Consider the following 23,976-nt stretch of genomic DNA (forward strand, 5'->3'; position numbering starts at 1 on the left):
TTTTCCCCGGTTATTCCGGTCATTTTGGCCGGACACCATTGAGGCGGTGGCGGCACACCAACAGCACCATACGTCGTGGCACGTTATTCCGGTCATTTTGGCCGGACACCATTGAGGCAATCCGACCACTAGCACCAACTTTTCCGCCACGAAGGTTATTCCGGTCATTTTGGCCGGACACCATTGAGGCAACGGCATTAGGGTGTGCTGATAGTAGTGCTCCGCAGGTTATTCCGGTCATTTTGGCCGGACACCATTGAGGCTGGCGAATCTGGCGTGCCCAGATCCCCAGGTTTTTCGCGTTATTCCGGTCATTTTGGCCGGACACCATTGAGGCTCGATCGCGCAGCGGCGTATCTCAGTGTTTGGTTCGTGTTATTCCGGTCATTTTGGCCGGACACCATTGAGGCCGCTTAGCTCACGATCTGCGCGAGGATCTAGTTACCCGTTATTCCGGTCATTTTGGCCGGACACCATTGAGGCTGGTGCGGCCTCAATACTGAGGCGGAGGCTTTATCCGCGTTATTCCGGTCATTTTGGCCGGACACCATTGAGGCTGGACTCTTCGGCGCGCACACCGGATATGTATCGCTCGTTATTCCGGTCATTTTGGCCGGACACCATTGAGGCAATGTAAGCCGCCTCAGCGCCAATACGACGTATCTGCGTTATTCCGGTCATTTTGGCCGGACATTATTGAGGCGCGAGCAACCGATGCGTACATCACCATGATAAACCCGGTTATCCGGGTTATTGTGACCGGACACAATCGACGCATGACGCGCCGACGCTGGCAACGCCGGTGCATGACGACGATGCGCTAGCCGAGGTTGCCGCCCGGGTCCGCGACGCGGTTGGCTGACGGGCCGACGGGTAGCAGCAGCCGGGAATTGCCGAAATGGACCGAATGCGTCACCGGTTTGGTTTGCTGGCCGGTCAGCGTCGGTTCTCCGGTGCCGAGGTTGGGTGCGTAACGGGGAAACCAGCTGCCGGCGATCAGGACGCGGATGCGCGAGCCCGCTTTGAATCGGTGGGCGACGGCGTCGAGTTCGATGCGGACCGTCTCCGGCGCGTCCCCGAGCCGACGGTAGCCGTCGCTGACATTGCGGGATCGGCCCTTGGCGTCGACCTCACTGACCCGGACGAACACGTCGACGTTCGGGTTGTCCGAGGAGTGCGTCAACTCGACGACCGGGTTGCCGTATATATACACATCGTCGGCCAGGGTGGCGCCGGTGAAGCAGAGCACATCGTCGCGGCGCGCGAGTCGGCTGTCGTTGCGGTAGCCGCCTTTCGACAACAGCGGACCGCCGGTGATGGGGGTCGGGTCGGTCGGGTCGAATCGGAAGCTCGCCGGTGGTGCACCGGTTGGCGGCGCCTTGCCGTCCAGGCGGCCGTTCGGCTGCAGGTACAGCACCCGTTGGGTGGTGGCCGGCGGCCACTCCAGTAGGGAGCGCCAGCCGTGCCGGTTGACGAAGACCCGGACGGCAGCCGGGCGGCGCGGGGCGGGAGCGTCGCCCAGGTGCGCGTCCAACCAGTCCAACGACTCCCGAGCGCAGGTGGCCAGCCCCTTGCTCATGGTCTGGGTATGGGTCCACGGACCGACTGTCAGCGCCACGTCGATACCGCGGTCGCGCAGCTGCCGATACTGGTGCAGCGTCTGGTCCAGGAAGATGTCCTGCCAGCCGCTGAGCAGCAGGACCGGCACCTCGACGCGCTCCAACGCGGCGGGGAATCGACGGGCATCCCAGAACGGGTGATCGTGGTCGGCGTTCTCCACCCACGACTCGAACCAGGGCGCGCCCTCGCCGAGCAGTGCCCGGGCCGCCGAGCGCATCGGAAACTCGGCGATCGCGCGTCTCACCTTCCGCGGCGCTCGCAGCTGGCGAATCCCACCTCGAAGCTGCCCGGCGTCTTCTTGACGGGAGACCAGATAGCTCCAGCCCAAGAAGTCGTTGATGGCAAACGATCCGGTGCTCCACACCGAGGCCCGGAAGTCGTGCGGCCCCACGGTGATCACGGCCGCGGCCAGTTCCGGTGGCGGATCGTGTAGCAGCGCCCACTGGGTGAAGCCCAGATAGGACAGCCCGACGGTACCGAACCGGCCGGTGAACCAGGGTTGCTGACGCAGCCACTCGACGGTGTCGGCGCCGTCGGCGGCTTCGTTGGCCATCGGGTCGAATTCGCCGGCCGAGCCGAAAGTTCCGCGCACGCTTTGCAACACCACGTGGTAGCCGCGCGCGGCATAGAGCCGGGCGAAGACCAAAGAAAACGGAAATCCCCGCCCGTAGGGGCCGCGGACCAGCAGCGTGCCGACGGGTTCGGACGTCCTGGGCGCATAGTGGTCGGCGATCAGGTGAATACCGTCGCGCATGGGGACGTGCACCCGGCTCACGGTGTAGCGGGTGGTTGCGCGCGGCAGACCCAACAGGGCGCCAACCGCCGCTGGGACAGCGCGGCCGCCTCGCCTGCACTGCTCGGGCCGGCGGGAGGTTGGGCTCACGATGCGCGGTTTAGAACTTGTAGTACGGGGCCAGATCGTTGGCCCGTTGCAGGTTGGTGGAAGGGCAGTCGACGTCGGGCTCGGAGTAGACCGTGGAGTAGAACAGCGACTGCTGAATCACTCCATAGCTGGTCTTGAAGGTCACCATGCAGGAGGAGTACCAGAAGCTGTTGTGGTAGGTCGGCTTGAGCACCCAGTACTGCGCGGCGCGGTGGCCGGCGATCGTGGTCTCGATGGCGTCCGCTGGCAGGGTCTGGGCGTAGCTGCGCCAGGTGATGGGCTCGACGGCCAGCTGGTAATTGCCGGCGTCGTAGTGGCACCGCAACCCCTCCTCGGCCTCCGGCGGTGTATAGGCCAAGCCGAGGCGCTGGACTGCGTCGAAGGGAATGTCGTTGCACGGGTCGAACGGGCTCGGGTCGGTGGTTGCCACGATGGGGCTCTTCATCGTGGTCGACATCGGTTCTGCGGTTGACCGCAACTCGACCTTGCCGTCGGCCGGCGTCGGCGAGGCGCCCTGCCAGCCCACCGAGCCCCCGATGGCCGCTGCGACCAGCGCACCAACCGCTGAAGCCAGACGCACCTTGGCGAACACGACACCCCCTGCCCTTGGTGGTCCCTTTGCCGGGAGTGTACAAGTAGCCTCCGCGCCGTCACAGGGGTTAGTCGACTTGTTGCCATGCGGCCTACTTGCCATGCTTGTCTGCCCAACAGTGGGCGGGTGACGTTTGGCGGAGCCGTTCGGAGGAAGCGAGGAGGTAGGCGTGCTTCAGATCAGTCCGGAGCAGTGGATGTGCTCGGCGGCGCGCATGGCGAGGGCCTGGCGGTCGGACATTTGTCGTCCGACTACCGGCTCCAGGCTGCGCAGGTCGGCTGGCAGGGCGCCTCAGCGACGGCGCTCAACGCCAAGATGGGCGACTGGTGGGAAGCGTCGAGGGCACTGCTGACCAGGATCGGTGATCACGCACGCGGTCTGCACGAGGCCGGGGTTTACCACGCGACGGCGGAAGAGGAGCGGGCACGGGCGCTGGCCCAAATTGGTGTTTCCGCCGGCGGCAAGGTCACTGGGCGTCAGGTGTGATCAGTGTCGTTGACGGTGGCCGATATCGATCGCTGGAATGCTCAAGCGGTCCGGGAGGTGTTTCACGCGGCCAAGGCCCGAGCGGAGGTGACGTTCGAAACGTCGCGGCAGTTGGCGACGCTGTCGATTTTCGCGAATTCCGGTGGCAAGACCGCTGACGCGGCGGCACACCAGAACGCTGGACTCCGCCGAGATCTTGACGCCCACGGTTACGAAGCGTTGGCAGTTGCCCGGGCGGCCGATAGGGCCGCTAACGGCATTGTGAAGGTCCAATCGGACTTGGCCGCACTACGCCAAGCCGCCGCCGCCGAGCTGACGGTCGATGCGCTCACCAACAAGGTGGTGCCGGTCCCCGGGCTGCGATACACCGAGGGCGAGTGGGCACGGATGCTCGCCAAGCAGGCGGGGCTGCAGGCTGATCTGGATGCGATTGTGGTTGAGGCCAATGCCGTCGATGAGGAATTGGCATCAGCGGTCAACATGGCCGACGGTGATGTGCCCATCCCGGCTGATTCCGGTCCGCCGGTCGGCCCCGAAGGGCTGACGCCGACACAGCTCGCCAGCGATGCAAACGAAGAGCGGCTGCGCGAGGAGCGCGCTAAGCTGCAGGCCCGCATCGGGCAGTTGCAGGGGCGGTATGACGAACTTGCGGCCCAAGCGGCCGGGGACTACAACAACGGCATCCTGAACAGCGATGTATTGGGCCAACTTGCAGCCCTCAATGATCAGTTGACCGCCGCCAAAGGACGGCTGGGCGACCTTGACGCAGTCGACCAGGCACTGAGCCGAGCGCCGGAGACCTACCTGGCCCAGCTGCAGCTTCCCAACGATCTACACCAGCAGGTATTGGCGGCCGTGGCCGTCGGCAATCCGGATACCGCCGCCAACGTGTCGGTGACCGTGCCCGGGGTGGGGTCCACTCTGCGGGGCACATTGCCCGGCATGGTCAGCGAAGCCCGCAACCTCCGATCAGAGGAAATCCGGCAGCTCAATGCTGCCGGTAAGCCCGCCTCAGTTGCCACGATCGCCTGGATGGGCTACACCCCGCCCCCTAACCCGCTCGACACCGGAAGTGCGGGCGACCTGTGGCAGACCATGACCGACGAGCAGGCACGAGCGGGCGCAGCCGACTTGTCGAAGTACTTGCAGCAGGTTCGAGGGAACAACCCTACTGGGCACCTGACCGTGTTGGGACACTCGTACGGGTCGTTAACGGCGTCGCTGGCGTTGCAGGACCTCAATGCTCACGGTGCCCATCCCGTCAACGATGTGGTGTTTTACGGCTCACCCGGCCTGGAGCTGTACAGTCCGACGCAACTCGGGCTGGATCACGGACAGGCCTATGTCATGCAGGCTCCGCACGACCTCATTACCAGTCTGGTGGCCCCGGTCGCGCCGCTGCATGGCTGGGGTCCGGACCCGTATCTGACCCCTGGGTTGACGGAGCTGTCGTCACAGGCGGGTTTTGATCCGGGCGGCATTTGGCGTGATGGGGTGTATGCCCATGGCGACTATCCCCGAGTCTTCCATGACGCCGCCGGCCAGCCGCTGCTGCGGATGTCCGGCTACAACTTCGCGGCTATCGCCGCCGGGCTGCGGGACAACAAGGTGGAGGCGCCGTTGCTGCCACCCATTCTGGGTGGTGGCATGCCAGGAGCGCCCGGCCGAGTACCTGGAGGGGGACATTGATGCGGTGGCCGATGGCGTGGCTGCTCGCCTTGGTTTGCGCGGTGGTGCTTGGCTGCGGTCGCAGCGGTCATGGGACCGGTCGTGGAGAGGAGGGCCCGGTGAGCCCGGAAAAAGCCGCCGCACTAGAGGATGCGTTGCGCGCCAAGCCTTCGCTGGAGGCCGCGAAGGATCAATACCGGTCCGCGGTGACCCAGATGGCCAACGCCATCACGGCCTTGGTACCTGGGTTGACGTGGTCGATGGATATGGACACCTGGACGGGGTGTGGTGGCGACTACGAATGGACCAGGGCCAAAGCGGCGTATTTCATGGTCGGATTCAGTGGACCAATCCCCGACGACAAGTGGCCGCAGGTCGTCCAGATTGTCAAGGATGGGACAAAAAAGTTCGGCGCCACCAACTTTGGTGTCATGAAAGACAAGCCGGGTGACCACGACATATACATTTCCGGTGCTGGCGGCATATTCAAGCTGGGAACCCAGGTTGCTTCATCCCTCACCGCACAATCGGACTGCCGGATCAGCGAGACCGATACGCCGAAACCGTCTCCGAGCCCATAGGCAGTTTTCGCCCCGTCCAAGTGCTGCGGCGAAGACGCAGGCAGCGGACATCCGCTGTACCCGCGCTTGCACGCGGACCAACAACGGGAGCGAGGCTGCTGTCACCCGAAGGGGGACATGGATGCGCTGGCCCATTGCGTGGCTGCTGGCCGTGGTTTGCGTGGTGGTGCTCGGCTGCGGCCGCATTAGTCATGGGACCGGTAGTGGAGCGGAGGGCCCGTTGAGCCCGGAAAGAGTTGCCGAATTGGAGAACCCATTGCGCGCCAAGCCTTCGCTGGAGGCCGCTAAGGAGCAGTACCTTGCCGCGGTGACTCAAATGGCCAGCGCCATTGCGGCGCTGGCGCTGGGATTGACTTGGCGAACGGATATGGACACCTGGACTGGCTGTGGTGGGGACTACGAATGGACCAGGGCTAAGGCTGCGTATTTCATGATCGTTTTCAGTGGGCCGATCGCCGACGACAAGTGGCCGCAGGCTGTGCAGATCGTCAAGGACGGCGCAAAACAATTCGGCGCCACCAACTTTGGAACCATGAAAAACAAGCCCGGCGATCATGACGTCTACATCGCCGGTCATGGCGGTGTCGAGTTCAAACTGTCAACCCAGAAGGCCGCGGTCCTCACCGCACAATCGGACTGCCGGATCAGCGAAACCGATACCCCGAAACCAACGCTCACCCCATAGCGCGCGGCAGCAAAGCGTGTGACGAGGAACAATTCGTCTCCACCACGCCGGGTCGTTAGGGTGGTTAACCGTGACACGGCACGAATCGACCGGCGGCGCACAGCCGACGCTGTGGGCTGTTTCTGATCTGCACACCGGTCACCTGGGCAATAAGCCCGTCGCCGAGTCGCTGCACCCGTCGTCGCCGGACGACTGGCTGATCGTCGCCGGCGATGTCGCCGAGCGAACCGACGAGATTCGCTGGACGCTGGACCTGCTGCGGCGGCGATTCGCCAAGGTCATCTGGGTGCCCGGCAACCACGAGCTGTGGACCACCAACCGCGACCCCATGCAGATCTTCGGCAAAGCGCGTTACGACTACCTGGTCAATATGTGCGACGAACTGGGTGTCGTGACCCCCGAGCACCCGTTTCCGGTGTGGACCGAGCGCGGCGGCCCGGCCACCATCGTCCCGATGTTCCTGCTGTACGACTACTCCTTCCTGCCGCACGGCGCGACCAGCAAAGCCGAGGGCATGGCCATCGCCAAGCAACGCAACGTGGTGGCTACCGACGAATTCCTGCTCTCACCCGAGCCGTACCCCACCCGAACTGCCTGGTGCCACGAACGGGTCGCCAGCACCCGCGCGCGCCTCGAACAGCTCGATTGGATGCAACCGACCGTGCTGGTCAACCACTTTCCCCTGGTGCGCGAGCCCTGCGAGGCGCTGTTCTACCCGGAATTCTCGCTGTGGTGCGGAACCACCAAGACCGCCGACTGGCACACCCGCTACAACGCCGTATGTTCGGTCTACGGCCATCTCCACATTCCCCGCACCACCTGGCACGACGACGTGCGCTTCGAAGAGGTGTCGGTGGGCTACCCGCGGGAGTGGCGCCGTCGCAAGCCATACAGCTGGCTGCGTCAAGTCCTGCCCGATCCGCAATACGCGCCGGGTTATCTCAATGACTTCGGCGGTCACTTCGTCATCACTCCCGAGATGCGTGCCCAAGCCGTTCAGTTCCGGGAAAGACTGCGACAGCGGCAATTACGACGGTGACGACGAGCATGCTGGTGTCGTCGGTGTTGCCCGGCACGGTGATTGAGGATTTGGCGTACGCCGAGATGTACTCCGACCCGCCCGGTCTGGCGCCGCTGCCGGACGAGGAGCCGTTGATCGCCAAGTCGGTTGACAAGCGGCGCAACGAGTTCATCACCGCCCGCCACTGCGCCCGCGTCGCGCTGCGGGAGCTCGGTGTGCCACCGGTACCGATTCTCAAGGGCGACAAGGGACAACCCTGTTGGCCCGACGGCGTCGTCGGCAGTCTGACCCATTGCACCGGCTATCGGGGTGCAGTGGTGGGACGCCGGGCCGCGGTGCGTTCGGTGGGCATCGACGCCGAACCGCACGACGTGTTGCCCAACGGCGTGCTGGATGCGATCAGCCTGCCCGCCGAGCGCGTCGAGCTACCGCGCAGCATGCCGGCCGGGCTGCATTGGGACCGAATCCTGTTCTGCGCCAAGGAGGCGACGTACAAGGCGTGGTTTCCGCTGACCGAGAGATGGTTGGGTTTCGAGGACGCGCACATCACCTTCGACGCCGACGCCTCCGGCTTGACCGGCCGCTTCACGTCGCGCATCCTGATCGACCCGTCGGCTCTGTCGGGTCCGCCGCTGACGACGCTGCGCGGGCGATGGTCGGTCGAGCGTGACCTGGTGCTGACCGCCATCGTGCTATGAGCCAAAGCCTCACCGGCGCGGGCCTTGTGATTGTCGACAAGCCGGCCGGAATGACCAGTCACGACGTGGTGGGGCGGTGCCGCCGCATCTTCGCCACCCGCAGGGTCGGGCATGCGGGAACGCTGGACCCGATGGCCACCGGCGTGTTGGTGATCGGAATCGAACGCGCCACCAAGATCCTCGGCCTGCTGACCGCGACCTCGAAGTCGTATGCCGCCACCATCCGGCTGGGTCAGTCAACGTCCACCGACGACGCCGAAGGCGAACTGCGGCAATCGGTTTCGGCCGCGGATGTCACCGATGAGGCGATCGCCGCGGCGATCTGCGCGCTGCGCGGCGACATCACCCAGGTGCCGTCGACGGTCAGCGCGATCAAGGTCGGCGGTCGTCGTGCCTACCAGCTGGCCCGCCAGGGCCAGTCGGTGGAGCTCGAGGCACGCCCGGTACGTGTTGACCGGTTCGATGTGACCGCGCGGCGCACCGTTGACGGCGTGGTCGACCTCGACGTGGAGGTCGATTGCTCGTCGGGAACCTACATCCGCGCATTGGCCCGTGATCTCGGTGCTGCCCTTGGCGTGGGCGGCCACCTGACGTCGTTGCGGCGCACCCGCGTGGGGCGCTTCGGCCTGGAGCAGGCGTATCCCCTCGATGAGCTGGCGCAGCGTCCACGGTTGAGCCTGAATCTCGACGAAGCGTGTCTGCTGATGTATCCGCGCCGCGACCTCACCGCCGGGGAGGCCGAGGCCACTGCCAACGGCCGGCCCCTTGCGCCGGCCGGCATCGACGGCACATACGCTGCCGCCGACGTCGACGGCCGGGTGATCGCGCTGCTTCGCGATAAAGGTTCGCAGACCATGTCGGTGGTGGTGATCCGCCCGGCGACGCTGTAGGGGCACCCGGGCGGTTATCCATCGGCAGCGAGGTTGCACACTGGGAGACACGACCGTGGCGCAAGTCCATGGGCCGCCGCTCGAAGGGAAGGGGCGTGCATGTCTCCCAAGATGCCTAACAAGGTGTTTGTCGTCGGTGTTGGCATGACCAAGTTCGAAAAGCCGGGCCGCCGCGAGGGTTGGGACTATCCCGAGATGGCCAGGGAATCGGGCACCAACGCCCTGCGCGATGCCGGCATCGACTACAACGACGTCGAGCAGGGCTACGTCGGTTATGTCGCGGGCGATTCGACGTCCGGGCAGCGAGCGCTCTACGAGCTGGGCATGACCGGCATCCCGATCGTCAACGTCAACAACAACTGCTCAACGGGCTCGACGGCGCTGTTCCTGGCGGCACAGGCCATCCGCGGCGGGATCGCCGACTGCGCTATCGCGCTCGGCTTCGAAAAGATGCAGCCCGGCTCGCTCAGCGGTGGCGCGCAAGACCGTGAATCCCCGATGGCCAGGCACGTCAAGGCGCTGGCTGAGATCGACGAGTTCGCGATGCCCGTCGCGCCGTGGATGTTCGGCGCGGCCGGCCGCGAGCACATGAGGCAGTACGGCACCACGGCGGAGCACTTCGCCAAGATCGGCTACAAGAATCACAAGCATTCGGTGAACAACCCGTATGCGCAGTTCCAGGAGTGCTACACCCTCGATGACATCCTGGCGTCGCGCATGATCTCCGACCCGCTGACCAAGCTGCAGTGTTCGCCGACCTCCGATGGTTCGGCGGCGGCCATCCTGGCCTCCGAGTCGTTCGTCGACAGCCACGGACTGGCCGGCCAGGCCGTGGAGATCGTCGGCCAGGCCATGACGACCGACTTCACGTCGACCTTCGACGGCAGCGCCAAGAACCTCATCGGTCATGACATGAACGTCCAAGCGGCGCAACGGGTTTACCAGCAATCGGAACTCGGGCCCGCGGACTTTCAGGTGATCGAGCTGCACGACTGCTTCTCGGCCAACGAGCTCTTGCTGTACGAGGCGCTGGGCCTGTGCGGCCCGGGCGAGGCGCCCAAGCTGATCGACAACGGCGACACCACCTATGGCGGACGCTGGGTGGTCAACCCGTCCGGCGGCCTCATCTCCAAGGGCCATCCGCTGGGCGCGACCGGATTGGCTCAGTGCTCCGAACTGACCTGGCAGCTGCGCGGCACCGCAGACAAGCGGCAGGTCGACAATGTGACCGCGGCGCTGCAACACAACATCGGGCTGGGCGGTGCCGCCGTCGTCACCGCCTACCAGCGTGCCGACCGCTGAAAGGCCGCGCCGTGATCGAGTGGTCCGAGACCGATCTGATGATGCGCGACGCGGTTCGCCAGTTCATCGACAAAGAGATCCGTCCGAATCTGGACGAACTGGAAACCGGTGCGCTGTCGCCATATCCGATCGTGCGCAAGCTGTTCAGCCAGTTCGGCCTCGACGTTCTGGCCGCCGAATCGGTCAAGTCGATGCTGGACCGGGAACGGGCTGGGCAGCATGCTAAGGGCGAAAGCGCCAGCAGCTCAGGTGGTTTCGGCGCTCAGGCATCGATGGCCGCGGTCATGGTGTCCGAACTCGCCGGGGTGAGCATCGGATTGATCAGCACGGTCGCGGTGAGCATCGGGCTGGGTGCGGCGACCATCATGAGCCGCGGCACGCTGGCCCAGAAGGAGCGCTGGCTGCCCGCGCTGATGACGCTGGAAAAGATCGCGGCGTGGGCGATCACCGAGCCCGACTCGGGCTCGGACGCGTTCGGCGGCATGAAAACCAACGTCAAACGCGACGGTGCGGACTACATTCTCAACGGACAGAAGACATTCATCACCAACGGTCCGGACGCGGACGTGCTGGTGGTCTACGCCAAACTCGACGATGGCACCGCCGGCGGCTCCGAGTCCGACCGGCGCAACCGGCCGGTGCTGACCTTCGTTTTGGATGCCGGAATGCCGGGCCTGACCCAGGGCAAGCCGTTCAAGAAGATGGGCATGATGTCTTCGCCGACGGGCGAGCTTTTCTTCGACAACGTGCGACTGACTCCGGACCGTCTGCTGGGGGAGAAGGAACAGCACACCGACGGCGACGGGCGCGACAGCGCCCGGGCCAATTTCGCCGCGGAACGGCTTGGGGTTGCGCTGATGTCGCTGGGCATCATCAACGAATGTCACCGGCTGTGTGTGGCACACGCGAAGACCCGCACTCTCTGGGGCAAGAACATCGGGCAGTTCCAGCTGATCCAGCTCAAGCTTGCCAAGATGGAAATTGCTCGAATCAACGTGCAGAACATGGTGTTCCACATTCTGGAACGGCTCAAGGCCGGGAAGCTACCGTCACTGGCCGAGGCGTCGGCGATCAAGCTCTATTCTTCTGAGGCCGCCACCGACGTCGCGATGGAAGCCGTGCAGTTGTTCGGCGGCAACGGCTATATGGCCGAGTATCGGGTGGAACAGCTTGCCCGCGACGCAAAGTCACTGATGATCTATGCCGGCAGCAACGAGGTTCAGGTGACTCATATCGCCAAGGGCCTGCTGGCCTGAGCCGCGGGGCCCGTCGCGCCGCACTCGCGTCAGGCCACCACCCAGATCGCTCGCGCCGCCGGGCTGCCCAACTCGACAGGCGTCGGTGCGCCGTCGCCTGACTCGATCGCCACCGAGATCATGCCGGCGAATTCGCGCCGCGTCACGACCCGCAGCCGCGAGTCCAGGTTGATGCCGACGCTGTCGAAGTACCGCAGCATTTGCGGGTCGGCATCGGAGATGCGGGCCACGGTGCCGGTGTCGCCGTCGCGGCACTCCCACAATTGCCGGGCCGGCGGCGTGGGCACTTGTCCGTCGGAGGCAGGAATCGGGTCGCCGTGCGGATCGCGCTGCGGAAAGCCCAGCTTGGCGTCGATCCGGGCCACCAGCCGATCCGATACGGCGTGCTCGAGCACCTCGGCCTCGTCGTGCACTTCGTCCCAGCCGTAGCCGAGTTCATTGACCAGAAACGTTTCCAGAAGCCGGTGCCGGCGCACCATAGCCAGCGCCGCGCGGCGGCCGGCTTCGGTCAACGTCACCGCGCCGTACTTTTCGTGGTCGACCAGACCCTGCTCGGCGAGTCTGCGGATCGACTCCGAGGCCGTGCTGGCCGAGACCCCGATCTTCTCGGCCAGCATCTTGGTACTGACCCTTTCCAATGACCACTCCTGGGCCTTCCAAATCACCTTCAGGTAGTCCTGGGCAACCGCGCTAAGACCGCCAGGCTCTTCGTCAGCCCTCACAACCTGAAAGTTTAGGCGGATCTGACGTGAAACCGGGGCTGTGATCACCTCGTATGCCCGGAGCCGCCGTCGAGTCTGCGGTGAGCGCGCCTTGCCGACCGCGATCGACGCTGCGGACGCAGTCTCAGCGCGGTCAGCGCAGTCTCAGTGCGGTCAGCGCAGGCTCGGCACGGTCAGCGCAGGCTCGGCACGGTCAGCGCAGCCTCGAATGGCCGTGCCACATAGCGATGACAAACCAGCGGTATCACGCCGATCTTGCCCGCCACAGCCAGACCGGCACCGTAGGCTTGCCTTTGTGCAGCGGTGGCGCGGCCAAGACGAGATCCCCACGGACTGGGGTAGATGCGTACTGACCGTCGGGGTGTTCGACGGCGTGCACCGCGGGCACGCCGAGTTGATCGCCCACGCGGTGAAGGCCGGCCGTATCCGTGACGTGCCGACCGTGTTGATGACATTCGATCCGCACCCCATGGAAGTGGTGTATCCCGGCAGTCACCCGGCGCAGCTGACGACGCTGACTCGCCGCGCTGAGCTGGTCGAAGAGCTGGGCATCGACGTGTTCCTGGTGATGCCGTTCACCACCGACTTCATGAAGCTCACCCCGGACCGCTACATCCACGAGTTGCTGGTCGAGCACCTGCACGTGGTCGAGGTCGTCGTTGGTGAGAACTTCACCTTCGGCAAGAAGGCGGCCGGCAATGTGCACACCCTGCGACGGGCCGGCGAGCGGTTCGGGTTCGCGGTGGAGGCGATGTCGCTGGTGTCCGAGCACCACAGCCACGAGACCGTGACGTTCTCCTCCACCTACATCCGCTCCTGCGTGGACGCGGGTGACGTGATGGCGGCCACCGAAGCACTGGGCCGCCCGCACCGCGTCGAAGGTGTGGTGGTGCGAGGCTACGGGCGGGGGGCCGAGCTCGGTTTTCCCACCGCCAACATCGCACCCCCGATGTATTCGGCGATCCCGGCCGACGGTGTGTACGCCGCGTGGTTCACGGTTTTGGGCCATGGTCCCGCGACCGGGGCGGTGATTCCCGGTGAGCGCTACCAGGCTGCGGTGTCCATCGGGACCAATCCGACATTCTCCGGGCGTACCCGCACCGTCGAGGCGTTCGTGCTCGACACCACCGCAGACCTGTACGGCCAACATGTGGCCCTGGACTTCGTCGCTCGGATCCGTGGCCAGAAGAAGTTCGAGTCGGTGCGTGACCTCGTCGCCGAGATCGCCGCCGACACCGATCGCACCCGCGCGTTGCTGACCGGGGGCTGACGGTTATGCCGCCGGGCTGAACCGCTGCTAGACTGCCCGTCGTTAATCGGCGCGTGCTGCGGTTCGCGGCGGCCGTGCCCGCAAAATTCCTTGATCGCGGACCAATTGATGGAGATGTTTCGTGGCGCTGACTGCCGAGCAGAAAAAGGAAATTCTCAAGACCTACGGTCTGCATGAGACCGATACCGGATCCCCCGAAGCGCAGATCGCGCTGCTGACCAAGCGGATCGCCGACCTGACCGAGCACCTGAAGGTGCACAAGCATGACCACCACTCGCGCCGAGGGCTGTTGCTGCTGGTGGGCCGTCGGCGACGGCTGATCAAGTACATCTCCCAGATCGACGTCGAGCGTTACCGCTCGCTGATCGAGCGGCTGGGTCTGCGTCGCTGACCTCTCGCGCGATGCGCGCCCTCATCCTTGCCGTTTTCACGGCCGTCGTGGTGACGACGTGCGCAGTACTGATGGGGTGTTCGTCAGCGACCAACCTCGCCGACTTCAAGGTGGGGGATTGTCTCAAGCTCGGTGGCACACCGGACCGACCGCACGCCACCAAGGCGGCGTGCGGCAGCCCGGACTCCAATTTCAAGGTCGTCGCCGTGGTGAGGCCCGGGGCCGAGCGCGCACAATGCCCAGCCGACGTCGACTCCTCGTATTCCATGCACAACTCGTTAAGCGGTGAGAACAGCACGTTATGCCTGGACGTCGATTGGGTGGTCGGCGGCTGCATGAGTGTCGACCCGGCCCACAAAACCGACCCGTTCCGGGTGGACTGCAACGATGCGTCGGCGCCGCATCGGCAGCGGGCCACGCAGATCCTGGAAAACTTGGACCCACCCGTCACCGCCGACCAATGTGCCAGCGGCGTGGGCTACACCTACACCCAGCGGCGGTTCGCCGTGTGCGTCGAGGACGTCACCAACGGACCGCGGACATAGTGGTCGGACATATCGGGCATCCGGGTCTTCCCGATATCCGGAGTTAGCCGGTGTACAGTAATGACGTTCTGGGCCGGTTCGGCCCGGGCACATGGTGCGGTCCACGTAGATCCGCGTGTCCGCTCCAGCGAGTCACTATGTATGTCCGAGGGAGCAACCCGGCCTGATCGGGCGGTCTTCGGTAGTGGCTGCCGGGCTCCCCGGATCTGGGGAGGTCGGCCGCTTCGATCGATGGCCGTAGCCGCATTCAGGCTCTCTTTCATAAGGGACGCTCTCTCAGGGCGGCTCGCAGGTCCGTTCGGGCCCGCGGGTCAGCCCTGCGAACCCTCGGGGTTGTACGTGACAACGCGAAACAAGTTGAACAATCCAGAGAGGGCGCGCGGACGTCATGTCTGTAGCTGAAATTGAAGAAGGCGTGTTCGAAGCGACCGCCACCATCGACAACGGGAGCTTCGGCACCCGCACCATCCGGTTCGAGACCGGCCGGCTGGCCTTGCAGGCGGCCGGCGCGGTCGTCGCCTACCTCGACGAGGAGAACATGCTCCTGTCGGCGACCACCGCCAGCAAGAACCCCAAAGAACATTTCGACTTCTTCCCGCTGACCGTCGATGTCGAGGAGCGGATGTATGCGGCCGGCCGCATTCCCGGTTCGTTTTTCCGTCGTGAGGGGCGGCCCTCCACTGACGCCATCCTGACCTGCCGGCTCATCGACCGGCCACTGCGCCCGTCGTTCGTCGACGGTCTGCGCAACGAGATCCAGATCGTGGTGACGATCCTGAGCCTGGACCCCAACGATCTGTACGACGTGCTGGCGATCAACGCCGCGTCGGCCTCCACCCAGCTGGGTGGTCTGCCGTTCTCCGGGCCTATCGGCGCTGTGCGGGTGGCGTTGATCGACGGCACCTGGGTTGCGTTTCCGACCGTCGAACAGCTCGGGCGTGCGGTGTTCGACATGGTGGTCGCCGGCCGCATCGTCGGTGACGGGGGCGGCAGCCCCGAAAAAAATGACGTCGCAATCATGATGGTCGAAGCCGAGGCCACCGAAAACGTCATCGAGCTCATCGGGGGCGGCGCCGCGGCGCCAACGGAAAGCGTGGTGGCCCAGGGCCTGGAGGCAGCCAAGCCGTTCATCGCCGCGCTGTGCACCGCGCAGCAGGAACTCGCCGACGGGTGTGGAGCTTCGGCCAGGGCGACCGGTGAATTCCCGGTGTTCCCCGACTTCGGCGACGACGTGTACTACGCGGTGTCCTCGGTGGCCACCGACGAGTTGGCGGCCGCGCTGACCATCGCCGGCAAGGCGGAACGCAATCAGCGCACCGACGAAATCAAGAGCCAGGTGCTCGAGCGGCTCGCCGACACCTACCCGGGCCGGGAGAAGGAGATCGGGGCGGCGTTCCGCGCGCTGACCAAGAAGCTGGTCCGGCAGCGCATCGTCACCGACCACTTCCGCATCGACGGCCGCGGCGTCACCGACATCCGCGCCTTGTCGGCCGAGGTCGCGGTGGTTCCGCGGGCACACGGCAGCGCGCTGTTCGAGCGCGGTGAGACCCAGATCCTCGGTGTGACGACGCTCGACATGGTCAAGATGGCCCAGCAGATCGACTCGCTGGGCCCGGAGACGACCAAGCGCTACATGCATCACTACAACTTCCCGCCGTTCTCCACCGGCGAGACGGGCCGGGTCGGTTCGCCCAAGCGGCGCGAGATCGGCCACGGCGCGCTGGCCGAGCGAGCGCTGGTGCCGGTGCTACCCGGCGTCGAGGAGTTCCCGTACGCCATCCGCCAGGTGTCGGAGGCGCTGGGCTCCAACGGCTCGACGTCGATGGGATCGGTGTGTGCGTCCACGCTGGCGCTGCTGAACGCCGGTGTGCCGCTCAAGGCACCGGTGGCCGGCATCGCGATGGGCCTGGTCTCCGACGACATAGAGGTCGAGGGTGGGGGAACCGAGCGGCGCTTCGTCACCCTGACCGACATCCTGGGGGCCGAAGATGCCTTCGGCGACATGGACTTCAAGGTCGCCGGGACCAAGGACTTCGTCACCGCGCTGCAGTTGGACACCAAGCTCGACGGCATCCCGTCCCAGGTTCTGGCAGGTGCTCTCGCCCAAGCCAAAGACGCCCGGCTCACCATCTTGGAGGTCATGGCCGAGGCCATCGACCGGCCCGACGAGATGAGCCCGTACGCGCCTCGCGTCACCACCATCAAGGTTCCGGTGGACAAGATCGGCGAGGTCATCGGTCCCAAAGGCAAGGTCATCAACGCCATCACCGAGGAGACCGGCGCCCAGATCTCCATCGAGGATGACGGAACGGTGTTCGTCGGCGCCACCGACGGCCCCTCGGCGCAGGCCGCCATCGACCGCATCAACGCCATCGCCAACCCCCAGTTGCCGACGGTAGGTGAGCGGTTCCTCGGAACAGTAGTCAAGACAACCGATTTCGGTGCCTTCGTGTCATTGCTGCCCGGGCGCGACGGCCTGGTGCACATCTCCAAGCTCGGCAAGGGCAAGCGCATCGCGAAGGTCGAGGACGTGGTCAACGTCGGCGACAAGCTGCGCGTGGAGATCGCCGATATCGACAAGCGTGGCAAGATCTCGCTCGTCTTGGTGGCCGAGGAAGACTCCGCCAATGCGGCCGCCGGAGCCCCTGCAGCGCCAGCCGATGCCGCGACGGCCAGCAGCTGAGCCAGCGGCGGCCCAGGCGGTGCGCCGCACGACACTGCCGGGCGGTCTGCGCGTCGTTACCGAATACTTGCCGTCGGTGCGTTCGGCGTCGGTCGGGCTCTGGATCGGCGTGGGATCGCGCGACGAGGGCGCCACGGTTGCCGGCGCCGCGCACTTCCTTGAACACCTGCTGTTCAAGTCGACGCCCACCCGCACCGCCGTGGACATTGCGCAGGCAATGGACGCCGTCGGTGGCGAGCTGAACGCGTTCACCGCCAAGGAGCACACCTGCTACTACGCCCATGTGCTCGACAGTGACCTGTCACTGGCCATGGATCTGGTCTCCGATGTGGTACTCAACGGGCGCTGCGCCGCCGACGATGTCGAGCTGGAACGCGACGTCGTCCTCGAGGAGATCGCGATGCGCGACGACGATCCCGAGGACGCGCTGGCGGACCTGTTCCTCTCGGCGTTGTTCGGCGACCACCCGGTGGGCCGGCCGGTGATCGGCACCGCCCAATCCGTATCGGCGATGACCAGAGCCCAACTGCAGTCGTTTCACGTGCGGCGCTACACACCGGAGCGAATGGTCCTCGCGGTGGCCGGCAACGTCGATCACGGCGAGGTGGTCGCATTGGTGCGCGAACACTTCGGGCCGCGGTTGGTCCGCGGGCGCCAGCCCGTCGCACCACGCAAGGGTGCCGGCCGGGTGAACGGGATGCCCGGGTTGACGCTGGCCGAGCGCGACGCCGAGCAGACGCACGTCTCGCTGGGCATCCGCACGCCCGGACGCGGCTGGCAGCACCGGTGGGCGCTGTCGGTACTGCACACCGCGTTGGGCGGCGGCCTGAGCTCGCGGCTGTTCCAGGAGATCCGCGAGGCCCGCGGGCTGGCCTACTCGGTCTACTCCGCGCTGGACATTTTCGCCGACAGCGGCGCACTGTCGGTGTATGCGGCCTGCCTGCCCGAACGTTTCGCCGAGGTGATGCGAGTGACCGCCGACGTGCTGGAATCGGTGGCACGTGACGGCATCACCGAGGCCGAGTGCCGGATCGCCAAGGGCTCGTTGCGCGGCGGACTGGTGCTGGGCCTGGAAGATTCCAGCTCACGGATGAGCCGCATCGGTCGCAGCGAATTGAACTACGGCAAACACCGCAGCATCGAGCACACCCTGCAGCAAATCGAGCGGGTCACCGTCGAGGAGGTCAACATGGTGGCCCGCCGGCTGCTGGGCAAACGCTACGGCGCTGCCGTTCTGGGTCCCTATGGCTCGAAACGACAGCTGCCGCAACAACTTCGAGCGATGGTAAATTAACCCGATGGTGCTGGGCTTCTGGGACATCGCGGTACCCATCGTTGGTGCGCCGATGGCCGGCGGGCCGGGCACACCGGCCTTGGCCGCGGCGGTGTCGAATGCCGGCGGGCTGGGCTTCGTCGCCGGCGGTTATATCAGTGCGGACAAGTTTGCCGACGACATCGCCGCCGCGCGCGCCGCCACCACGGGTCCGATCGGGGCGAACCTGTTTGTGCCCCAGCCCAGCGTCGCCGACTGGCTGCAGCTGGAGTACTACGCAGAAGAGCTCGAAGAGGTCGCCGAGTACTACCGCTGTGAGGTCGGCCAGCCGATCCACGGCGACGACGACGACTGGCACCGCAAACTCGAAGTGCTGGCCGACGTCCGCCCGGAGGTGGTGTCCTTCACTTTCGGCGCACCGCCGCCGGATGTCATTCGCCGGCTGAGTGCGCTGGGATTGCTGGTGTCGGTCACCGTGACGTCAGCCTATGAAGCCGGGGTGGCCATCGCGGCCGGCGCCGACAGCCTGGTAGTGCAGGGCCCGGCCGCCGGCGGGCATCGCGGCACTTTCGCACCGGACATGGAACCGGGGGAGGAGTCGTTGCACCAGCTGCTCGACCGGATCGGCAACGCACACGAGGTGCCGCTGATCGCCGCGGGCGGTCTGGGCACCGCCGAGGACGTTGCGGCGGTCCTGCGCAGGGGAGCGGTCGCCGCGCAGGTCGGCACCGCGCTGATGCTCGCCGACGAAGCGGGGACCAACCCGGCACACCGGGTCGCGCTGAAGAACCCGGAGTTCGACTCCACCCTGGTCACGCGGGCATTCTCCGGCCGGTACGCCCGTGGGCTGGCGAACAACTTCACCCGACTGCTCGATCATGTCGCGCCGCTGGGCTACCCCGAGGTCAACCAGATGACCAAGCCGATACGCGCGGCAGCGGTCGCGGCGGACGACCCGCACGGGACCAACCTCTGGGCGGGCACGGCCTACCGTCAGGCCCGGCCGGGCCCGGCGGCCGACATCGTCGCGTCGTTGGCTCCCGACTTGCGAATGCTGTAGCGCTATTGCGTAATGGATTGGGCGCGTTGGTATTCGACGTGTTCGCGAGGTGCGCTGCTGTCGGTGGCCCGGGGCTGGAGGCACGCGAGGTCGAGTTCGACTGGGCGCGTTTGCCGTTCCACTATGTGCCGAACGAGCCGTTGGCCACCCACTTCATGAATGTCCTGCACCTGCTGCTGCCGGCCGGCGAGGAGTTCTTCGTCAAGGTGTTCAAGAAGACGCTGCCGCTGATCAAGGACGATCAACTGCGACGCGACGTACAGGGATTCATCGGGCAAGAGGCGATGCATTCGCAAGCACACTCCGGCGTGTTGGCCCACTTCGATGCCCGGGGCGTGGCCGTGACGGCGTTCACCGATCAGATCAGCTGGCTGTTCGAGAAGCTGTTGGCCGACAAACCGCGGAAAAGCCTACGCAGACAGCACAACTGGTTGCTGGAGCAGGTCTCGTTCATCTCGGCGATCGAGCACTACACCGCTGTCTTGGGCGAATGGATTTTGAACTCCCCGCAGCTCGACGCCGTCGGCGCTGATCCGGTGATGCTGGACATGCTGCGGTGGCATGGCGCAGAAGAGGTCGAGCACAAGGCGGTGGCCTTCGACACCATGAAGCATCTACACGCCGGATATTGGCGGCAGGTGCGCGCCCAACTTGCCGTCACCCCGGTGCTGTTGCTGTTGTGGATCCGCGGAGTGCGGTTCATGTACTCGGTGGATCCCTACCTGCCGCCGGGTATCAAGCCGCGTTGGCGCGACTACCTCGACTCGGCGCGCCGGAGTTTGCTGCCGGGCCCGTGGCGATTGCTGCGGGTCGTCGGTCACTACTATCGGCCGCGTTTTCACCCGTCGCAGCTGGGCGGACTGGAGCGGGCGGTCGATTACCTGGCCGTCTCATCCGCTGCCCGGGCGTCGCACTGACCGGATGGTGGACCCGGCGGTGATTCGGAGATACGCGCGGTCGAATATCAGTGTGCCGGAAGGCATTTGGTCCAGTAGGCCCGCCGATTTGTACGACAGTAGCCGGCGGGACCGGTTTGCCACGGCGTTGTGGGGTGTCCGCACGCTGTTGGGCGGGTTCGCGTCAGCCTCGCGCTGGGACCCGTCGCGGGTCAGCCCGGTGCGCCGGACACGTCTGGCGACGGTCGTCGGACGCGAACTCGTGGCGCCCGACGTGGTGGCGCTGACCCTGGCCGACCCGGACGGCGGATTGCTGTCGCCCTGGACACCCGGCGGTCACATCGACGTGCACCTGCCCTCGGGCCGGCGCCGGCAGTACTCGCTGTGCGGGCGGCCCTGGCGCCGCACGGAATACCGCATCGCCATCCGGCGCATCGCCGACGGGGGCGGTGGTTCGGTGGAGATGCACGAGGCCTACGCCGTCGGTGACCCGCTTGTCTTCGAAGGGCCCCACAACGCGTTCTATCTCGGAACGGCCGAGCCCGACCTGCTTTTCGTGATCGGTGGCATCGGAGTGACGCCGATTCTGCCGATGATCCAGGCGGCTCAGCAGCGCGGAACCCGTTGGCGGGCCGTCTATGCCGGCCGAAGCCGAGACCAGATGCCGCTGCTGGGCGAGGTCGTGTCGGTGGCATCGGAGCGGGTGATGGTGTGGGCCGACGACGAGCACGGCCGCTTTCCCTCCGTCGATGACCTCTTGGGAGGCGCCGGGCCGACGACGGCCGTTTACGTGTGCGGGCCGACCCCCATGCTGGAGGCGGTACGCGCGGCCCGTGCGCGGCACGCCCACGCACCGCTGCACTACGAGCGGTTCAGCCCGCCGCCGGTTGTTGACGGAATCCATTCGAGCTGGAACTCGGGCGGTCGGGGACTGTGCTGAGCGTTCCGGCGAACCGGACGGCGCTGGACGTCATGCGCGACAGCGACCCGACCACCACGTACTCGTGCCAGCAGGGTTTCTGCGGCACGTGCAAGGTCAAAGTCCTTGCCGGACAAGTGGATCACCGCGGCCGGGCAGGTCAAGCCGACGACGAGATGCTGGTGTGCGTGTCCCGGGCGAAGAGCGGCCGGGTGGTCATCGACGTCTGACGGGTAGGTCCGACGCGCCAAGTTTTCGTAGAGGGGACTGTGCTTTTACTGCGGCGGCCGCCTATCATTCGTACCCAAGGAGGACCGCTGAGATGGCCAAGCCGCCGCTGTCGATGAGGCCGACCGGATGGTTTCAGGTCGCCTGGTGCGACGAAATCGGCGTCGGTGACGTCCTCCGGATGAAGTACTTCGACCAGGAGATGGTCGCCTGGCGCGCCGAGTCCGGCCGGCTGACCGTGATGAACGCCTACTGCGAACACCTCGGCGCCCACCTCGGTTACGGCGGCAAGGTCGTCGGCGAGGTGCTGCAGTGTCCCTTCCACGGCTGGCAGTGGAATCGGCAGGGCCGCAACGTGTGCATCCCGTATCAGGACCGGCCCAACCGCGGGCGGCGCATTGCCACCTATCCCGTGGTCGAGCGCAACGAGTCGGTGTACATCTGGCACGACGTCGAGGGCCGCGAACCGTTCTTCGACGCACCGGATGTGTTCGCCAGCTTCGACGATGGTGCCGCCGCGGACTACTACCCGCAGCAGCGGTTGTACCGGCCGGGGCTGGAGCTCCATCCGCAGTATGTGCTCGAAAACGGCGTGGATTTCGCGCATTTCAAGTACGTGCACAACACTCCCATCGTGCCGGTCTTCACCCGGCACGACTTCGCCGAGCCGGTGTCCTTCGTCGACTTCACCATCACTTTCGAAGGTGCCGACGGTCAGCGGATCGAGGACGTCAACAGCGGCGTACAGGCCGTCAACGGCGGCTTGGGAGTTGCGGTGACCAAGAGCTGGGGCATGGTCGACAACCGCACCATCTCCGCGATCACGCCGGTGAACGAATCCACCTCTGATGTCCGGTTCATGGTCTACATCGGCCGGACGGCGGGTAAGGATCCGGCCCGCGCCGAACTCAAGGCGCGGCAGTTCGGGCAGGAAGTGATCCGGCAGTTCGAGCAGGACATCGACATCTGGGCTCACCAGCGCTACTCCGACCGACCCGCACTGACCCCCGACGAGTTCCAGGGTTTCACCGCAATCCGCACCTGGGCCAAGCAGTTCTATCCGAACGGTCGCGGCGGCAGCACTGCCGACGGGCACGCAACATCGCGGACAGGGGGACGCCAATGAATGCCCAGGTTCGCCCGATCCGCGTCTTTCAGGTCGCCACCGGCAACGTCGGTCGCGAGATGATCAGGCGACTGCAGACGCGGCCGGACCTGGAACTGGTGGGAGTGCATTGCTACTCGCCCGAAAAGGTCGGCGCCGACGCGGGCGAACTCGCCGGTATCGGGCCCATCGGCGTCACGGCCACCGGCAGCGTCGACGACATCATCGCGGCCAAGCCGGACGTGCTGACCTTCCACGGGGTGTTTCCCGACGAGGACCTGTACGTGAAAGTGCTTGCGGCCGGGATCAATGTCGTCACCACCGCCGACTGGATCACCGGGTGGCACCGCGACCATAACCATCCGCATCCGTCCGGCAAGCCGGTTACCCAGCTGTTGGCAGCGGCCTGCGAGGAGGGCGGTGCGACGTTCTACGGCACGGGCATGAACCCGGGCCTGAACCAGATCCTCGGGGTGGTGTGTTCGGCCGACGTCGCCGAGATCGAGAACATCACCACCATCGAGTCCGTCGACGTGTCCTGCCATCACTCCAAACAGACCTGGATCGAAGTCGGCTATGGCCAACCGGTCGACGACCCGGAAATCCCGGCGAAGCTGGAAAAGTACACCAGGGTCTTCGCCGACAGCGTGCTGATGATGGCCGACTGCTTCGACCTGCCGCTTGACGAGGTTGCGTTCAGCTACGAACTGGGAGCCTGCACCAAAGACGTCGACCTGGGCTGGTACACGCTGCCGAAAGGCTCGGTGGGCGGCAGTTACATCAAATACCGGGGCATGGTCGAAGGGGTGGCGCGGGTCGAGACACACCTGGAGTGGCAGATGACTCCGCATACCGACCCGAGTTGGAAGATCAAGGGCTGCTACATCACTCAGATCCAGGGTGATCCGTGTGTCTATAACAAGCACCTGATCTTCCCGAAGCCCGGCGTCGATTTGTCCAACCCGGACAACTTCGCCTCCATCGGCATGACGGTCACCGGAATGCCGGCGCTCAACGCGATCACGTCGGTGGTCGCGGCGCCGCCCGGCCTGATCACCAGCGCCGACATTCCATTACGGGGGTTTGCCGGTCGATTCAAAAAGTAGCCCGGTCAAGGGGCGCGGCGAAGGTTTTTACCAGCCGCGCTCGGCGAGCCGGTGCGGCTGGGCGATCTGTTCGACGTTGATGCCCACCATCGGCTC

General features: G+C 65.6%; 19 protein-coding genes, 3 pseudogenes and 1 CRISPR repeat array (1 of these 23 running past the window's edge). Of the genes and pseudogenes, 19 read left to right on the top strand and 3 right to left on the bottom strand.

Annotation, left to right across the window (positions count from 1 at the left end; genetic code table 11):
- A CRISPR array of direct repeats spans window positions 1-703; the repeat unit is 36 nt; unit sequence GTTATTCCGGTCATTTTGGCCGGACACCATTGAGGC; it begins 3,027 nt to the left of the window's first position.
- A gap of 117 nt (window positions 704-820) precedes the next feature.
- Complete coding sequence (locus AWC07_RS21875) at window positions 821-2,503, bottom strand: CocE/NonD family hydrolase (protein ID WP_036410645.1); 1,683 nt, start codon at window positions 2,501-2,503, stop codon at window positions 821-823.
- A 10-nt stretch (window positions 2,504-2,513) separates the two neighbouring features.
- On the bottom strand, window positions 2,514-3,095 hold the full coding sequence (locus tag AWC07_RS21880) for a DUF3558 domain-containing protein (RefSeq protein WP_036410647.1): 582 nt from the start codon (window positions 3,093-3,095) through the stop codon (window positions 2,514-2,516).
- Between the two features lie 169 nt (window positions 3,096-3,264).
- Between AWC07_RS21880 and AWC07_RS21885 the strand changes: the two are divergent.
- The 9 genes and pseudogenes from AWC07_RS21885 to AWC07_RS21925 all read left to right on the top strand — a co-directional run bounded on the left by AWC07_RS21885 (window position 3,265) and on the right by AWC07_RS21925 (window position 11,682).
- Window positions 3,265-3,581 (top strand): annotated as a pseudogene (locus AWC07_RS21885) (hypothetical protein).
- 3 nt (window positions 3,582-3,584) lie between these two features.
- Window positions 3,585-5,270 (top strand): alpha/beta hydrolase family protein, encoded by a 1,686-nt coding sequence (locus tag AWC07_RS21890; protein ID WP_036410650.1) that lies wholly within the window; start codon window positions 3,585-3,587, stop codon window positions 5,268-5,270.
- A complete protein-coding gene (locus AWC07_RS21895; protein ID WP_036410651.1) occupies window positions 5,270-5,830 on the top strand; it encodes an LppA family lipoprotein in 561 nt (186 codons plus the stop codon). The genes AWC07_RS21890 and AWC07_RS21895 overlap by 1 nt, the downstream gene beginning before the upstream one ends.
- Before the next feature lie 121 nt (window positions 5,831-5,951).
- Complete coding sequence (locus tag AWC07_RS21900; RefSeq protein WP_036410653.1) at window positions 5,952-6,515, top strand: LppA family lipoprotein; 564 nt, start codon at window positions 5,952-5,954, stop codon at window positions 6,513-6,515.
- Between the two features lie 70 nt (window positions 6,516-6,585).
- Entirely contained in the window at window positions 6,586-7,554 is a 969-nt protein-coding gene (locus tag AWC07_RS21905) for a metallophosphoesterase family protein (RefSeq protein ID WP_036410656.1), read from the top strand.
- Window positions 7,551-8,234 (top strand): 4'-phosphopantetheinyl transferase PptT, encoded by a 684-nt coding sequence (pptT, locus tag AWC07_RS21910; RefSeq protein ID WP_139829820.1) that lies wholly within the window; start codon window positions 7,551-7,553, stop codon window positions 8,232-8,234. The genes AWC07_RS21905 and pptT overlap by 4 nt, the downstream gene beginning before the upstream one ends.
- Window positions 8,231-9,124 (top strand): tRNA pseudouridine(55) synthase TruB, encoded by an 894-nt coding sequence (gene truB, locus AWC07_RS21915; protein WP_036410658.1) that lies wholly within the window; start codon window positions 8,231-8,233, stop codon window positions 9,122-9,124. Before pptT ends, truB begins: the two co-directional genes overlap by 4 nt.
- A gap of 111 nt (window positions 9,125-9,235) precedes the next feature.
- A complete protein-coding gene (locus AWC07_RS21920; RefSeq protein ID WP_036410660.1) occupies window positions 9,236-10,426 on the top strand; it encodes a lipid-transfer protein in 1,191 nt (396 codons plus the stop codon).
- A gap of 11 nt (window positions 10,427-10,437) precedes the next feature.
- Complete coding sequence (locus tag AWC07_RS21925; protein ID WP_036410661.1) at window positions 10,438-11,682, top strand: acyl-CoA dehydrogenase family protein; 1,245 nt, start codon at window positions 10,438-10,440, stop codon at window positions 11,680-11,682.
- A 29-nt stretch (window positions 11,683-11,711) separates the two neighbouring features.
- On the opposite strand, the gene mntR is transcribed toward AWC07_RS21925, so the two are convergent.
- On the bottom strand, window positions 11,712-12,404 hold the full coding sequence (gene mntR / locus AWC07_RS21930; RefSeq protein WP_036410664.1) for a manganese-binding transcriptional regulator MntR: 693 nt from the start codon (window positions 12,402-12,404) through the stop codon (window positions 11,712-11,714).
- A gap of 295 nt (window positions 12,405-12,699) precedes the next feature.
- Here mntR and AWC07_RS21935 point away from each other — a divergent pair, with 295 nt between their 5' ends.
- The 10 genes and pseudogenes from AWC07_RS21935 (at window position 12,700) to AWC07_RS21980 (ending at window position 23,880) form a co-directional block, all read left to right on the top strand.
- Window positions 12,700-13,674 (top strand): bifunctional riboflavin kinase/FAD synthetase, encoded by a 975-nt coding sequence (locus tag AWC07_RS21935; protein ID WP_036410666.1) that lies wholly within the window; start codon window positions 12,700-12,702, stop codon window positions 13,672-13,674.
- 121 nt (window positions 13,675-13,795) lie between these two features.
- On the top strand, window positions 13,796-14,065 hold the full coding sequence (gene rpsO, locus AWC07_RS21940; protein WP_023372450.1) for a 30S ribosomal protein S15: 270 nt from the start codon (window positions 13,796-13,798) through the stop codon (window positions 14,063-14,065).
- 11 nt (window positions 14,066-14,076) lie between these two features.
- Window positions 14,077-14,610 carry an LppU family putative lipoprotein gene (gene lppU / locus AWC07_RS21945; protein WP_036410668.1) on the top strand — a complete coding sequence of 178 codons (534 nt, stop codon included), beginning with the start codon at window positions 14,077-14,079 and terminating at the stop codon, window positions 14,608-14,610.
- Window positions 14,611-14,998: 388 nt separating this feature from the next.
- Window positions 14,999-17,293 (top strand): polyribonucleotide nucleotidyltransferase, encoded by a 2,295-nt coding sequence (locus AWC07_RS21950; RefSeq protein WP_036410670.1) that lies wholly within the window; start codon window positions 14,999-15,001, stop codon window positions 17,291-17,293.
- Window positions 17,271-18,587 (top strand): M16 family metallopeptidase, encoded by a 1,317-nt coding sequence (locus AWC07_RS21955; RefSeq protein WP_036410683.1) that lies wholly within the window; start codon window positions 17,271-17,273, stop codon window positions 18,585-18,587. Before AWC07_RS21950 ends, AWC07_RS21955 begins: the two co-directional genes overlap by 23 nt.
- A 4-nt stretch (window positions 18,588-18,591) precedes the next feature.
- Window positions 18,592-19,626: a nitronate monooxygenase gene (locus AWC07_RS21960; RefSeq protein ID WP_036410672.1), complete on the top strand. Its 1,035-nt coding sequence runs from the start codon at window positions 18,592-18,594 to the stop codon at window positions 19,624-19,626.
- Between the two features lie 74 nt (window positions 19,627-19,700).
- Window positions 19,701-20,543 (top strand): annotated as a pseudogene (locus tag AWC07_RS21965) (metal-dependent hydrolase); the annotation flags it as partial.
- A gap of 4 nt (window positions 20,544-20,547) precedes the next feature.
- A pseudogene (locus tag AWC07_RS21970) lies at window positions 20,548-21,671 on the top strand (PDR/VanB family oxidoreductase).
- A gap of 92 nt (window positions 21,672-21,763) precedes the next feature.
- Window positions 21,764-22,795, top strand: coding sequence for an aromatic ring-hydroxylating dioxygenase subunit alpha (locus AWC07_RS21975; protein WP_036410674.1), 1,032 nt, complete (start codon window positions 21,764-21,766; stop codon window positions 22,793-22,795).
- Window positions 22,792-23,880: an NAD(P)H-dependent amine dehydrogenase family protein gene (locus tag AWC07_RS21980; RefSeq protein ID WP_036410675.1), complete on the top strand. Its 1,089-nt coding sequence runs from the start codon at window positions 22,792-22,794 to the stop codon at window positions 23,878-23,880. Before AWC07_RS21975 ends, AWC07_RS21980 begins: the two co-directional genes overlap by 4 nt.
- Window positions 23,881-23,976 lie beyond the last annotated feature (96 nt).

It is taken from the genome of Mycobacterium gastri, from assembly GCF_002102175.1.
Lineage (GTDB): Bacteria > Actinomycetota > Actinomycetes > Mycobacteriales > Mycobacteriaceae > Mycobacterium > Mycobacterium gastri.

Coding starts and splice junctions, on each gene's coding strand:
- AWC07_RS21895 (WP_036410651.1), top strand. CDS start 5,270: ATGCGGTGGCCGATGGCGTGGCTGCTCGCCTTGGTTTGCGCGGTGGTG.
- AWC07_RS21900 (WP_036410653.1), top strand. CDS start 5,952: ATGCGCTGGCCCATTGCGTGGCTGCTGGCCGTGGTTTGCGTGGTGGTG.
- truB (WP_036410658.1), top strand. CDS start 8,231: ATGAGCCAAAGCCTCACCGGCGCGGGCCTTGTGATTGTCGACAAGCCG.
- AWC07_RS21920 (WP_036410660.1), top strand. CDS start 9,236: ATGCCTAACAAGGTGTTTGTCGTCGGTGTTGGCATGACCAAGTTCGAA.
- lppU (WP_036410668.1), top strand. CDS start 14,077: ATGCGCGCCCTCATCCTTGCCGTTTTCACGGCCGTCGTGGTGACGACG.
- AWC07_RS21950 (WP_036410670.1), top strand. CDS start 14,999: ATGTCTGTAGCTGAAATTGAAGAAGGCGTGTTCGAAGCGACCGCCACC.
- AWC07_RS21955 (WP_036410683.1), top strand. CDS start 17,271: ATGCCGCGACGGCCAGCAGCTGAGCCAGCGGCGGCCCAGGCGGTGCGC.
- AWC07_RS21960 (WP_036410672.1), top strand. CDS start 18,592: ATGGTGCTGGGCTTCTGGGACATCGCGGTACCCATCGTTGGTGCGCCG.
- AWC07_RS21975 (WP_036410674.1), top strand. CDS start 21,764: ATGGCCAAGCCGCCGCTGTCGATGAGGCCGACCGGATGGTTTCAGGTC.
- AWC07_RS21980 (WP_036410675.1), top strand. CDS start 22,792: ATGAATGCCCAGGTTCGCCCGATCCGCGTCTTTCAGGTCGCCACCGGC.